The following is a 12,279-nucleotide window of genomic DNA, read 5'->3' as shown; positions in this document are numbered from 1 at the left end:
AACACATGAACTTACATGAATATCAGGCAAAACAGCTGTTTGCCCGGTATGGCTTGCCGGCTCCGGTGGGTTATGCCTGCAATACCCCTCGTGAAGCAGAAGAAGCCGCATCTAAAATCGGCGCCGGTCCTTGGGTAGTGAAATGTCAGGTTCACGCTGGCGGCCGCGGTAAAGCGGGCGGTGTGAAAGTGGTTAACAGTAAAGAAGAGATTCGTGCGTTTGCGGAGCACTGGCTCGGCAAACGTCTGGTGACCTACCAGACAGACGCGAACGGCCAGCCGGTTAACCAGATCCTGGTTGAAGCAGCGACCGACATTGCAAAAGAACTGTACCTTGGTGCCGTGGTAGACCGTAGCTCCCGTCGCGTGGTGTTCATGGCCTCTACCGAAGGCGGCGTGGAAATCGAAAAAGTGGCGGAAGAGACCCCGCACCTGATCCACAAAGTCGCTATCGATCCGCTGGCAGGCCCAATGCCTTACCAGGGACGCGAGCTGGCATTCAAACTGGGTCTGGAAGGTAAACTGGTGCAGCAATTCACCAAGATCTTCATGGGCCTGGCGAACATCTTCCTGGAGCGCGATCTGGCGCTGATCGAAATCAACCCGCTGGTGATCACCAAGCAGGGCGACCTGATCTGCCTCGATGGCAAACTGGGCGCTGACGGCAACGCACTGTTCCGTCAGGCCGATCTGCGCGAAATGCGCGACCAGTCTCAGGAAGATCCACGTGAAGCGCAGGCTGCACAGTGGGAACTGAACTACGTGGCACTTGATGGCAACATCGGCTGCATGGTTAACGGTGCGGGCCTGGCAATGGGCACCATGGACATCGTTAAACTGCACGGCGGCGAGCCGGCAAACTTCCTCGACGTGGGCGGCGGTGCGACCAAAGAGCGCGTGACCGAAGCCTTCAAAATCATCCTCTCTGACGACAACGTAAAAGCGGTTCTGGTGAACATCTTCGGCGGCATCGTACGTTGCGACCTGATCGCAGACGGTATCATCGGTGCGGTAGAAGAAGTGGGCGTTAACGTCCCGGTTGTTGTGCGTCTGGAAGGGAACAACGCTGAACTCGGCGCGAAAAAACTGGCTGACAGCGGCCTGAATATTATTGCAGCGAAAAGTCTGACGGATGCCGCTCAGCAGGTAGTTGCCGCAGTGGAGGGGAAATAATGTCCGTTTTAATTAATAAAGATACCAAGGTCATCTGCCAGGGCTTCACCGGTAGCCAGGGTTCATTCCACTCTGAGCAGGCGATTGCCTACGGTACGCAGATGGTTGGCGGCGTAACGCCAGGTAAAGGCGGCACCACCCACCTGGGCCTGCCGGTGTTCAACACCGTGCGTGAAGCCGTAGAAGCGACGGGCGCAACCGCCACCGTAATCTACGTTCCGGCACCGTTCTGCAAAGACTCCATTCTGGAAGCCATCGATGCAGGCATCAAACTGATCATCACCATCACCGAAGGCATCCCGACCCTGGATATGCTGACCGTGAAAGTGAAGCTGGACGAAGCGGGTGTGCGCATGATCGGGCCAAACTGCCCGGGCGTGATCACCCCAGGCGAATGTAAAATCGGCATCATGCCGGGCCACATTCACAAGCCGGGCAAAGTGGGTATCGTCTCACGTTCCGGTACCCTGACCTATGAAGCGGTTAAGCAGACCACCGACTACGGTTTCGGCCAGTCCACCTGTGTGGGCATCGGCGGCGACCCTATCCCGGGCTCTAACTTCATCGACATCCTGAAGCTGTTCCAGGAAGACCCGCAGACTGAAGCGATCGTCATGATCGGTGAAATCGGCGGCAGCGCGGAAGAAGAAGCGGCTGCTTACATCAAAGATCACGTGACCAAGCCGGTTGTGGGTTATATCGCGGGTGTGACTGCGCCGAAAGGCAAGCGTATGGGCCACGCAGGCGCCATCATCGCGGGCGGCAAAGGTACTGCGGATGAGAAATTCGCGGCGCTGGAAGCAGCAGGCGTGAAAACCGTACGCAGCCTGGCTGACATCGGTGAAGCACTGAAATCAATCATTAAGTAAATCCTCTCTGCTCCCCGTGCGGGGAGCTTTGACATAATAAATGTCCGTTTCGACATGGTTGGCCATCGTAAGATGGCCTTTTTTATTTTTGGGCCTGGCAAAATAATAACAGGCTGGTGTTAATTTAAAGGTGGCTAAAAGTAAATTAATTGTTATTTAATTATCCACCTGGCCATTACCTGAATAAATGCGGCCAAGTGATAAAGCTTAGTGGGCTGGCGTTTATTAAATTTCCCGGCGCGCGGCAGGTTAATTTAAATCACCTTTATTGATATTACAGTGCATATTCAATAACTATCAGCCTATGATGCCAACATAAAATTAACAAAAAAGTCATCAGATTCACCATCAAGAAACACCTTTAACACAGACCAGCAATATTGATTTATATCAATATTTAATGCCTGGAAAAGGGCATTAAAAAGCGTTAAATTGCTCCCGATCAAAGTGGTCAAAAAGTGGTAAATTCGCTATATATTGATCACCGTCGTAAAATGTAAAACACTTCCAATAAAAACCTGTTTATTGTAAGGGTTTTGCAGCGTAATATATTTGCGGGATCAATTTCGGGTTTTTATTAACGTATCTGTAACCTTTCATCATGGCTTTTTCCTCCTGGGAAGATTAAGTAACGAAGAAAGGAAGCTGATAATTTTTGTATTGGGGCATGTGTGTGGATCTTTTCTAACGAGATCCACTCCCGGAGTCTTCATGCGATGAGCAAGGAGTCATGATGTTAGATATAGTCGAACTGTCGCGCTTACAGTTTGCCTTGACCGCGATGTACCACTTCCTGTTTGTGCCACTGACGCTTGGTATGGCGTTCCTGCTGGCCATTATGGAGACGGTCTACGTCCTTTCCGGCAAACAGATTTATAAAGATATGACCAAGTTCTGGGGCAAGTTGTTTGGTATCAACTTTGCGCTGGGCGTGGCCACCGGTCTGACCATGGAGTTCCAGTTCGGGACTAACTGGTCTTACTATTCCCACTATGTCGGGGATATCTTCGGTGCGCCGCTGGCCATTGAAGGTCTGATGGCCTTCTTCCTCGAATCCACCTTTGTAGGTCTGTTCTTCTTTGGCTGGGACCGTCTGGGTAAAGTGCAGCACATGGCTGTCACCTGGCTGGTCGCCTTAGGCTCTAACCTGTCCGCGCTGTGGATCCTGGTGGCCAACGGCTGGATGCAGAACCCTATCGCGTCTGATTTCAACTTCGAAACCATGCGAATGGAGATGGTCAGCTTCTCCGAGCTGGTGCTGAACCCGGTTGCCCAGGTGAAATTTGTTCACACCGTGGCTTCTGGCTATGTCTGCGGCGCGATGTTCGTGCTGGGCATCAGCTCCTACTACATGCTGCGTGGTCGTGACTTCGCCTTTGCCAAGCGCTCCTTCGCCATCGCGGCGAGCTTCGGTATGGCGGCTATCCTCTCCGTTATCGTGCTGGGTGATGAATCCGGCTACGAGATGGGCGACGTGCAGAAAACTAAACTGGCGGCGATCGAAGCAGAGTGGGAAACCCAACCGGCTCCGGCGGCGTTCACCCTGTTTGGTATTCCCGATCAGGATGCCCAGGAAAACCACTTTGCTATTCAGATCCCTTATGCGTTGGGCATCATCGCCACCCGCTCTGTGGATACGCCGGTTATCGGCCTGAAAGATCTGCTGGTGCAGCATGAAGAGCGTATCCGTAACGGGATGAAAGCTTACTCCCTGCTGGAGCAGCTGCGTTCTGGCTCTACCGATCAGTCCGTTCGCGATCAGTTCAACAACGTGAAAAAAGACCTCGGTTACGGCCTGCTGCTGAAACGCTATACCCCGAACGTCTCTGACGCGACGGAAGAGCAGATTCAGATGGCCACCAAAGACTCGATTCCACGCGTTGCGCCGCTGTACTTCGCGTTCCGTATCATGGTTGGCTGCGGCATCATCATGCTGTTGATCATTGCGGCCTCCTTCTGGTCGGTAATTCGTAACCGTATCGGTCAGCGTAAATGGCTGCTGCGCTCTGCGCTGTACGGCATGCCACTGCCGTGGATTGCTATTGAATCCGGCTGGTTTGTTGCGGAATACGGTCGTCAGCCGTGGGCTATCGGTGAGGTGCTGCCAACTGCGGTAGCGAACTCCTCCCTGACCGCCGGGGATCTGATTTTCTCCATGCTGCTGATTTGTGGCCTGTATACCCTGTTCCTGGTGGCTGAACTGTTCCTGATGTTCAAGTTTGCGCGCCTTGGCCCAAGCAGCCTGAAAACCGGTCGCTACCACTACGAGCAGTCCACCGTGGCTTCTCAGCCGGCACGCTAAGACAGGAGTCGTCAAATGATCGATTATGAAGTATTGCGTTTTATCTGGTGGCTGCTGGTCGGGATCTTACTGATTGGTTTTGCGGTCACTGACGGTTTCGACATGGGGGTGGGCATGCTCACCCGCTTCCTCGGTCGTAATGATACCGAGCGTCGAATTATGATTAACTCCATCGCCCCGCACTGGGACGGTAACCAGGTGTGGCTGATCACCGCAGGCGGCGCGCTGTTCGCTGCCTGGCCGATGGTCTACGCGGCTGCGTTCTCCGGCTTCTATGTAGCGATGATCCTGGTGCTGGCGTCGTTGTTCTTCCGTCCGGTCGGTTTTGACTACCGCTCGAAGATTGAAGACACCCGCTGGCGCAACATGTGGGACTGGGGCATCTTCATCGGTAGCTTCGTGCCGCCGCTGGTGATCGGCGTGGCGTTCGGTAACCTGCTGCAGGGCGTGCCGTTCCACCTCGATGAATACATGCGCCTGTACTACACCGGCAACTTCTTCCAGCTGCTGAACCCGTTCGGTCTGCTGGCGGGCGTGGTCAGCGTGGCGATGATCCTCACTCAGGGTGCCACTTACCTGCAGATGCGTACCGTGGGTGAACTGCACCTGCGCTCCCGCGCCGTCTCGCAGATTGCGGCCCTGGTGACCCTGGTTGGCTTCGCGCTGGCCGGTGTCTGGGTGATGTTCGGTATCGATGGTTATGTCGTGACCTCCGCGATTAACCATACCGCGCCATCTAACCCGCTGACCAAAGAAGTGGCTCGTCAGGCAGGCGCCTGGCTGGTGAACTTCAATAATACGCCGGTGCTGTGGGCTATCCCGGCCCTGGGCGTGGTACTGCCGCTGCTGACCCTGCTGACCTCCCGCATGGAAAAAGGCGCATGGGCATTCGTCTTCTCTTCACTGACGCTGGCGTGCATCATCCTGACGGCCGGTATCGCAATGTTCCCATTCGTGATGCCATCCAGCACCATGATGAATGCTAGCCTGACGATGTGGGATGCCACCTCCAGTCAGATGACCCTGAACCTGATGACGTTTGTGGCTGCCGTGTTCGTACCGATCATCCTGGCTTACACCACCTGGTGTTACTGGAAGATGTACGGTCGTATCACGAAAGAACATATCGAAAGCAATACTCACTCTATGTATTAAGGAAGGAGCTGAATATGTGGTATTTCGCATGGATTTTAGGAACGCTTCTAGCCTGTGCATTTGGTGTGATTACCGCCCTGGCGCTTGAGCACGTTGAAGCGTCCAAAGCCGGTGAAGAAAAACACTGATGATCGCGTATCTCTACGGGATCATGGACAAGCGCCCGCTCCGGGCGCTTTCCTTAGTGATGGCCTTGCTGCTGGCAGGTTGCATCTTCTGGGATCCGTCGCGCTTTGCGGCGAAGACCAGCGAGCTTGAAATCTGGCACGGTTTCCTCATCATGTGGGCGGTGTGCGCCGGGGTGATCCACGGCGTCGGCTTTCGGCCGAAAGCCGTACACTGGCAGGGCATCTTCTGCCCGCTGATCGCTGATGTGGTCCTTCTTGTCGGCCTGATTTTCTTTTTCAACTGAATAAGAACTATCCGTTAATATTATGGGCTTACCCCGGCCCATAAATATTTACTCTCCGTTTACTTTCCCCCATTCCAAACCACCATTCCCGCGCGTATAGTAACGACGTTTAAAAGCTCTTACTCTTTTTGTATTACCGGGATGTAAAGTGAATACAACGCTGTTTCGATGGCCGGTTCGTGTCTACTACGAAGACACTGACGCCGGTGGTGTGGTTTACCATGCCAGCTACGTTGCCTTTTATGAACGAGCACGCACTGAGATGCTGCGCCATCATCACTTTAGCCAGCAGGTCCTGCTGGCGGAGCGAGTTGCCTTCGTGGTACGCAAGATGACGCTGGAGTATTTTGCACCTGCCAGACTCGACGATATGCTCGAAGTCCAAACAGAAATAACATCAATGCGCGGAACCTCACTGGTTTTCACGCAGCGGATCGTCAATGCAGAAAACCAGGTACTGAACGAAGCTGAAGTCCTGATTGTCTGTGTTGATCCACTCATCATGAAGCCTCGTGCGCTTCCTAAGTCTATTGTCGCGGAGTTTAAGCAGTGACTGACATGAATATCCTTGATTTGTTCCTGAAGGCAAGCCTTCTGGTGAAACTTATCATGTTGATTTTGATTGGTTTTTCAATCGCATCCTGGGCCATCATCATCCAGAGAACCCGTATCCTCAATGCCGCAGGCCGCGAAGCGGAAGCCTTTGAAGATAAGTTCTGGTCCGGTATCGAACTTTCCCGTTTGTATCAGGAAAGCCAGGGGCGTCGTGAAAACCTCTCCGGCTCCGAGCAAATTTTCTATAGCGGTTTTAAAGAGTTTGCCCGTCTGCACCGCGCTAACAACCATGCGCCGGAAGCGGTCGTTGAAGGGGCATCCCGAGCGATGCGCATTTCAATGAACCGTGAGCTGGAAACGCTGGAAACGCACATTCCGTTCCTCGGCACCGTCGGTTCCATCAGCCCGTATATCGGTCTGTTTGGTACGGTCTGGGGGATCATGCACGCCTTTATCGCCCTGGGCGCGGTAAAACAGGCGACGCTGCAGATGGTTGCACCAGGTATCGCAGAAGCGCTGATCGCGACCGCTATCGGTCTGTTCGCCGCAATTCCTGCGGTTATGGCGTATAACCGCCTGAATCAGCGCGTGAACAAACTGGAACTGAACTACGACAACTTCATGGAAGAGTTCACCGCGATTCTGCACCGCCAGGCGTTTACCAGCACCGAGAGCAACAAGGGGTAAACCATGGCCAGACAGCGTGGACGGGGTCGTCGCGAACTAAAGTCCGAAATCAACATTGTACCGCTGCTGGACGTGCTGCTGGTGCTGCTGCTGATCTTTATGGCCACAGCACCTATCATCACCCAGAGCGTTGAGGTTGATCTGCCGGATGCGACAGAATCTCAGGCTGTAAGCACCAATGACGATCCACCGGTCATCATTGAGGTATCCGGAGTAGGGCAGTACAGCGTGGTGGTTGAAAAAGATCGTCTCGATCAGCTGCCGCCGGAGCAGGTCATTGCCGAAGCGCAACGACGTCTGCAGTCCAATCCGAAAACGGTCTTCTTAATCGGTGGTGCGAAAGACGTGCCTTACGATGAAATAATTAAAGCGCTGAACCTGTTGCATAGCGCGGGCGTTAAGTCAGTTGGCTTGATGACGCAGCCTATTTGATCATCTGCGTACACAACAGAGTTTTTGGGAACCCATAGTGTCAAAGGCAACCGAACAAAACGATAAGCTTAAGCGGGCGATCATTATCTCGGCGGTGCTGCATGTGATTCTTTTTGCAGCACTGATCTGGAGTTCGTTCGATGAGCATCTCGATACCGCTGCCGGCGGTGGGGGAGGTTCATCCATCGATGCCGTGATGGTCGATCCCGGCGCGGTGGTGCAAAACTATAATCGCCAGCAGCAGCAGCAGGCGAGTGCAAAACGTGCTGAAGAGCAACGCGAAAAGCAGGCGCAACAGCAGGCGGAAGAGCTGCGTGAAAAGCAGGCCGCCGAGCAGGAACGTCTGAAGCAGCTAGAGAAAGAACGTTTGCAGGCGCAGGAAGCAGCGAAAGAGCAGGCGGAACAGCAGAAACAGGCTGAAGCCGCAGCGAAGCAAGCGCAGGAAAAACAGAAGCAGGCGGAAGAGGCAGCAGCCAAAGCCGCAGCGGATGCCAAAGCGCAGGCCGATGCTCAGGCGAAACAAGCTGCTGAGGCGGCAAAACAAGCCGCGGATGCCGCTGCGTTAGCCGCGAAAAAAGCCGCTGCCGATGCGCAAAAACAGGCGGAAGCCGAAGCCGCTAAAGCCGCTGCGGATGCGAAGAAGAAAGTAGAAGCCGAAGCCGCGAAGAAAGCCGCTGCCGACGCGCAGAAAAAAGCGGAAGCTGAAGCTGCTAAACAAGCAGCCCAGGAAGCCGAGAAGAAAGCGGCTGCCGATGCGGCTAAGAAGGCCGCTGCCGCTGAAAAAGCCGCAGCAGAGAAAGCCGCAGCAGCTGAAAAAGCCGCAGCGGAGAAAGCTGCTGCAGCAGAAAAAGCCGCTGCTGAGAAGAAAGCTGCCGCCGCCGAAAAAGCCGCCGCTGATAAAAAAGCCGCTGCTGAAAAAGCGGCTGCAGACAAGAAAGCCGCTGCCGATAAAGCTGCTGCTGACAAAGCTGCCGCTGCGAAAGCCGCAGCTGCGAAAAAAGCCGCCGCTGAAAAAGCAGCCGCTTCGGACGTTGACGACCTGTTCGGCGATTTGAGCTCAGGTAAGAATGCGCCGAAATCGGGTGGTGCAAAAGGTAACGGCCAGCCGGCAAAAGATAGCGGAACAAGTGGTGCTAACGGTGGCGCGTCAGGCGCTGATATTAGTGCCTATGCTTCGCAAATTCGTAATGCTATTCAGAGCCGCTTATACGGCGCTGACCTGTATGCCGGTAAATCCTGCGTGCTGCATATCAAGCTGGCACCGGACGGCCTGCTGCTGGATGTGTCTGAGGAAGGCGGCGATCCTGCGTTGTGTCAGGCTGCCCTGACGGCGGCTAAAACTGCCAGAATTCCTAAACCGCCTAGTCAGGCTGTTTATGAAAAAGTAAAAGATGCCAAACTGGACTTCAAACTGTAGCGTTTTTCCCGCTAAAGTTGGCAAAACAGTCTACGTTTGAGGCTGGAGATTGGTAGTTTTGTTTATTTGGGTTTGTTAACATTCTGCTAAATTATCGCGGGTAAGGTTACCCGGATATGGGAGACATGATGAAGCAGGCATTACGTGTAGCAGTAGGTTTCTTTATGCTGTGGGCAGCTGTGCTGCACGCAGAAGTGCGTATCGAGATCACCCAAGGGGTGGACTCGGCACGTCCGATTGGTGTGGTTCCGTTCCAGTGGAAAGGGCCGGGCGCTGCGCCGGAAGATGTGGGTGGCATTGTTGCTGCCGACCTGCGCAACAGCGGTAAATTCAACCCGTTAGATCGTTCTCGTCTGCCACAGCAGCCGGGTACTGCTGCTGAGCTGCAGCCAGCGGCATGGTCTGCGCTGGGTATCGATGCGGTGGTCGTGGGTCAGGTTACCCCTAACCCGGACGGCGGTTATACCGTGGCTTACCAGCTGGTTGACACCGGTGGCGCACCAGGTACCGTTCTGGCACAGAACACCTATAAGGTGAACAAGCAGTGGCTGCGTTATGCGGGCCACACGGCGAGTGATGAAGTGTTTGAGAAGCTGACCAGCATCAAAGGCGCATTCCGCACCCGTATCGCTTATGTTGTGCAGACCAACGGCGGCCAGTTCCCGTATGAGCTGCGCGTTTCTGACTACGATGGCTACAACCAGTTCACCGTTCACCGTTCACCACAGCCGCTGATGTCACCGGCCTGGTCACCGGACGGTTCCAAGCTGGCGTATGTAACCTTCGAAAGCGGTCGTTCAGCGCTGGTTATCCAGACTCTGTCTAACGGCGCGGTGCGTCAGGTTGCCTCTTTCCCACGTCACAACGGTGCACCGGCATTCTCGCCGGACGGTTCTAAACTGGCGTTTGCCCTGTCTAAAACCGGTAGCCTGAACCTGTACGTGATGGATATCGGCTCTGGCCAGATCCGTCAGGTCACCGACGGTCGCAGCAACAACACCGAACCAACCTGGTTCCCGGACAGCCAGAACCTGGCCTTTACCTCTGACCAGGCGGGTCGTCCACAGGTTTATAAAGTTAATGTTAACGGCGGTGCACCGCAGCGTATCACCTGGGAAGGTTCACAGAACCAGGACGCAGACGTGAGCGCTGACGGCAAGTTTATGGTAATGGTCAGCTCGGCCGGCGGTCAGCAGCACATTGCCAAACAAGATCTGGGCGGGGGTGGCGTGCAAGTTCTGTCGTCAACTTTCCTGGATGAAACGCCAAGTCTGGCACCTAACGGCACTATGGTTATCTACAGCTCTTCTCAGGGGATGGGATCCGTGCTGAATCTGGTTTCTACCGATGGGCGTTTCAAAGCGCGTATTCCGGCAACTGATGGACAGGTAAAATCACCTGCCTGGTCGCCGTACCTGTAATAATAATTAATTGAATAATAAAGGAATCATAGAAATGCAACTGAACAAAGTGCTGAAAGGGCTGATGATCGCTCTGCCTGTTATGGCAATCGCAGCGTGTTCTTCTAACAAGAACGCCAGCAACGACCAGAGCGGCGAAGGCATGATGGGTGCCGGCACCGGTATGGACGCAAACGGCAACGGCAATATGTCTTCTGAAGAGCAAGCGCGTCTTCAGATGCAACAGCTGCAGCAGAACAACATTGTTTACTTCGATCTGGACAAGTTCGACATCCGTTCTGACTTCGCTGCGATGCTGGATGCGCACGCTAACTTCCTGCGTAGCAACCCGTCTTACAAAGTCACCGTAGAAGGTCACGCGGACGAACGTGGTACTCCTGAGTACAACATCTCCCTGGGTGAGCGTCGTGCTAACGCCGTTAAAATGTACCTGCAGGGTAAAGGCGTTTCTGCTGACCAGATCTCCATCGTTTCTTACGGTAAAGAAAAACCTGCAGTACTGGGTCACGACGAAGCGGCTTACTCCAAAAACCGTCGTGCCGTACTGGTTTACTAAGAGAATTGCATGAGCAGTAACTTCAGACATCATCTGTTGAGTCTGTCGTTACTGGTTGGTATAGCGGCCCCCTGGGCCGCTTTTGCTCAGGCACCAATCAGTAGTGTCGGCTCAGGCTCGGTAGAAGACCGGGTCACCCAACTCGAGCGTATTTCTAATGCTCACAGCCAGCTTTTAACCCAACTTCAGCAGCAGCTCTCTGACAACCAGGCCGATATTGACTCACTCCGCGGACAGATCCAGGAAAGCCAGTATCAGCTCAATCAGGTTGTGGAGCGTCAGAAGCAGATCCTGCTGCAGATGGATAGCCTGAACAGTGGCGGCGCAGCAGCGCAACCTGCCGCAGGCGATCAATCCGGTGCAGCTGGTGCGACGGCAACCCCTCAGGCTGACGCGTCAGCCTCAACAGGTGCGCCTGTACAGAGCGGTGATGCGAATACTGACTACAATGCGGCAATTGCCCTGGTGCAGGATAGCTCGCGCCAGGACGAGGCGATGGCGGCGTTTCAGAACTTCGTGAAGAAATACCCTGATTCCACCTATCAGCCCAATGCGAACTATTGGCTGGGACAGTTGAATTACAACAAGGGTAAAAAAGACGACGCGGCATTCTATTTTGCCTCCGTGGTAAAAAATTACCCGAAATCACCGAAAGCCCCTGACGCGATGTACAAGGTCGGGGTGATCATGCAGGACAAGGGCGACACCGCGAAAGCGAAGGCCGTCTTCCAGCAGGTGGTCACTAAGTTCCCTGGCACCGAAGGTGCAAAACAAGCGCAAAAACGTCTTGCTGCGATGGGATGATTGCGGGATGACCAGAAAACGCGTTTTTTCTGGTCTTGCCGCATACTTCCTAAGCAGTTAAGTGATATTCATCAAAATATTAGTTGCGCAGAATTCTTAAATCAGTAATATATGCCGCCGTTGCCAAGGGATATCAAACAGCCCAAAAGCAGCCAAAATAGTGGGTCGTTAGCTCAGTTGGTAGAGCAGTTGACTTTTAATCAATTGGTCGCAGGTTCGAATCCTGCACGACCCACCAATTTTAATATCTTACTCAGATATTAAGCGTGAAGGATAACGTTGCTTTAGCAACGGCCCGTAGGGCGAGGCGAAGCCGAGTCATCCTGCACGACCCACCACTTATAGCAGTTCCAGCAGTACAGAGTGGGTGATTAGCTCAGTTGGTAGAGCATCTCCTTTACACGGAGGGGGTCGGCGGTTCGAGCCCGTCATCACCCACCACTCGGGTCGTTAGCTCAGTTGGTAGAGCAGTTGACTTTTAATCAATTGGTCGCAGG

13 protein-coding genes and 2 tRNA genes are annotated in these 12,279 nt (G+C 53.9%); all 15 read left to right on the top strand.

Features of this window, described 5'->3' with window-relative positions; all coding sequences use genetic code 11:
- The first annotated feature begins 5 nt into the window (after window positions 1–5).
- Entirely contained in the window at window positions 6–1,172 is a 1,167-nt protein-coding gene (gene sucC, locus V7Q49_RS09365; protein WP_333850524.1) for an ADP-forming succinate--CoA ligase subunit beta, read from the top strand.
- The gene (gene sucD / locus V7Q49_RS09360) at window positions 1,172–2,041 is read left to right on the top strand and encodes a succinate--CoA ligase subunit alpha (RefSeq protein ID WP_032617085.1); all 870 of its coding nucleotides are present in this window, start codon (window positions 1,172–1,174) and stop codon (window positions 2,039–2,041) included. Before sucC ends, sucD begins: the two co-directional genes overlap by 1 nt.
- Window positions 2,042–2,774: 733 nt before the next feature.
- The gene (gene cydA / locus V7Q49_RS09355; RefSeq protein ID WP_333850523.1) at window positions 2,775–4,343 is read left to right on the top strand and encodes a cytochrome ubiquinol oxidase subunit I; all 1,569 of its coding nucleotides are present in this window, start codon (window positions 2,775–2,777) and stop codon (window positions 4,341–4,343) included.
- A gap of 15 nt (window positions 4,344–4,358) precedes the next feature.
- Complete coding sequence (cydB, locus tag V7Q49_RS09350) at window positions 4,359–5,498, top strand: cytochrome d ubiquinol oxidase subunit II (RefSeq protein WP_333850522.1); 1,140 nt, start codon at window positions 4,359–4,361, stop codon at window positions 5,496–5,498.
- A gap of 14 nt (window positions 5,499–5,512) precedes the next feature.
- Window positions 5,513–5,626, top strand: a complete 114-nt coding sequence (gene cydX, locus V7Q49_RS09345) for a cytochrome bd-I oxidase subunit CydX (protein WP_006177208.1) — start codon at window positions 5,513–5,515, stop codon at window positions 5,624–5,626.
- Window positions 5,626–5,910, top strand: a complete 285-nt coding sequence (gene ybgE, locus V7Q49_RS09340) for a cyd operon protein YbgE (RefSeq protein ID WP_142488721.1) — start codon at window positions 5,626–5,628, stop codon at window positions 5,908–5,910. The genes cydX and ybgE overlap by 1 nt, the downstream gene beginning before the upstream one ends.
- 148 nt (window positions 5,911–6,058) lie before the next feature.
- Complete coding sequence (gene ybgC, locus V7Q49_RS09335; protein WP_006819080.1) at window positions 6,059–6,463, top strand: tol-pal system-associated acyl-CoA thioesterase; 405 nt, start codon at window positions 6,059–6,061, stop codon at window positions 6,461–6,463.
- Entirely contained in the window at window positions 6,460–7,152 is a 693-nt protein-coding gene (tolQ, locus tag V7Q49_RS09330; RefSeq protein WP_072036639.1) for a Tol-Pal system protein TolQ, read from the top strand. The genes ybgC and tolQ overlap by 4 nt, the downstream gene beginning before the upstream one ends.
- Before the next feature lie 3 nt (window positions 7,153–7,155).
- A complete protein-coding gene (gene tolR / locus V7Q49_RS09325) occupies window positions 7,156–7,584 on the top strand; it encodes a colicin uptake protein TolR (protein WP_032617094.1) in 429 nt (142 codons plus the stop codon).
- Window positions 7,585–7,621: 37 nt separating this feature from the next.
- The gene (gene tolA / locus V7Q49_RS09320; RefSeq protein ID WP_333850521.1) at window positions 7,622–9,001 is read left to right on the top strand and encodes a cell envelope integrity protein TolA; all 1,380 of its coding nucleotides are present in this window, start codon (window positions 7,622–7,624) and stop codon (window positions 8,999–9,001) included.
- A 128-nt stretch (window positions 9,002–9,129) separates the two neighbouring features.
- Window positions 9,130–10,422 carry a Tol-Pal system beta propeller repeat protein TolB gene (gene tolB, locus V7Q49_RS09315; protein ID WP_333851306.1) on the top strand — a complete coding sequence of 431 codons (1,293 nt, stop codon included), beginning with the start codon at window positions 9,130–9,132 and terminating at the stop codon, window positions 10,420–10,422.
- Window positions 10,423–10,456: 34 nt separating this feature from the next.
- Window positions 10,457–10,978, top strand: coding sequence for a peptidoglycan-associated lipoprotein Pal (gene pal, locus V7Q49_RS09310; RefSeq protein ID WP_032617096.1), 522 nt, complete (start codon window positions 10,457–10,459; stop codon window positions 10,976–10,978).
- Window positions 10,979–10,987: 9 nt separating this feature from the next.
- On the top strand, window positions 10,988–11,782 hold the full coding sequence (cpoB, locus tag V7Q49_RS09305; protein ID WP_333850520.1) for a cell division protein CpoB: 795 nt from the start codon (window positions 10,988–10,990) through the stop codon (window positions 11,780–11,782).
- A 162-nt stretch (window positions 11,783–11,944) separates the two neighbouring features.
- A tRNA-Lys gene (locus tag V7Q49_RS09300) sits at window positions 11,945–12,020 on the top strand.
- Between the two features lie 127 nt (window positions 12,021–12,147).
- Window positions 12,148–12,223: transfer RNA gene (locus tag V7Q49_RS09295), tRNA-Val, on the top strand.
- Window positions 12,224–12,279 lie beyond the last annotated feature (56 nt).

This window comes from Leclercia sp., from assembly GCF_036780805.1.
In the GTDB taxonomy this organism is placed as follows: Bacteria; Pseudomonadota; Gammaproteobacteria; order Enterobacterales; family Enterobacteriaceae; genus Enterobacter.
This window is presented reverse-complemented; position numbering and strand designations above follow the sequence as displayed.

Coding starts and splice junctions, on each gene's coding strand:
- sucC (WP_333850524.1), top strand. CDS start 6: ATGAACTTACATGAATATCAGGCAAAACAGCTGTTTGCCCGGTATGGC.
- sucD (WP_032617085.1), top strand. CDS start 1,172: ATGTCCGTTTTAATTAATAAAGATACCAAGGTCATCTGCCAGGGCTTC.
- cydB (WP_333850522.1), top strand. CDS start 4,359: ATGATCGATTATGAAGTATTGCGTTTTATCTGGTGGCTGCTGGTCGGG.
- pal (WP_032617096.1), top strand. CDS start 10,457: ATGCAACTGAACAAAGTGCTGAAAGGGCTGATGATCGCTCTGCCTGTT.
- ybgE (WP_142488721.1), top strand. CDS start 5,626: ATGATCGCGTATCTCTACGGGATCATGGACAAGCGCCCGCTCCGGGCG.
- tolR (WP_032617094.1), top strand. CDS start 7,156: ATGGCCAGACAGCGTGGACGGGGTCGTCGCGAACTAAAGTCCGAAATC.
- tolB (WP_333851306.1), top strand. CDS start 9,130: ATGAAGCAGGCATTACGTGTAGCAGTAGGTTTCTTTATGCTGTGGGCA.
- cydA (WP_333850523.1), top strand. CDS start 2,775: ATGTTAGATATAGTCGAACTGTCGCGCTTACAGTTTGCCTTGACCGCG.
- cpoB (WP_333850520.1), top strand. CDS start 10,988: ATGAGCAGTAACTTCAGACATCATCTGTTGAGTCTGTCGTTACTGGTT.
- cydX (WP_006177208.1), top strand. CDS start 5,513: ATGTGGTATTTCGCATGGATTTTAGGAACGCTTCTAGCCTGTGCATTT.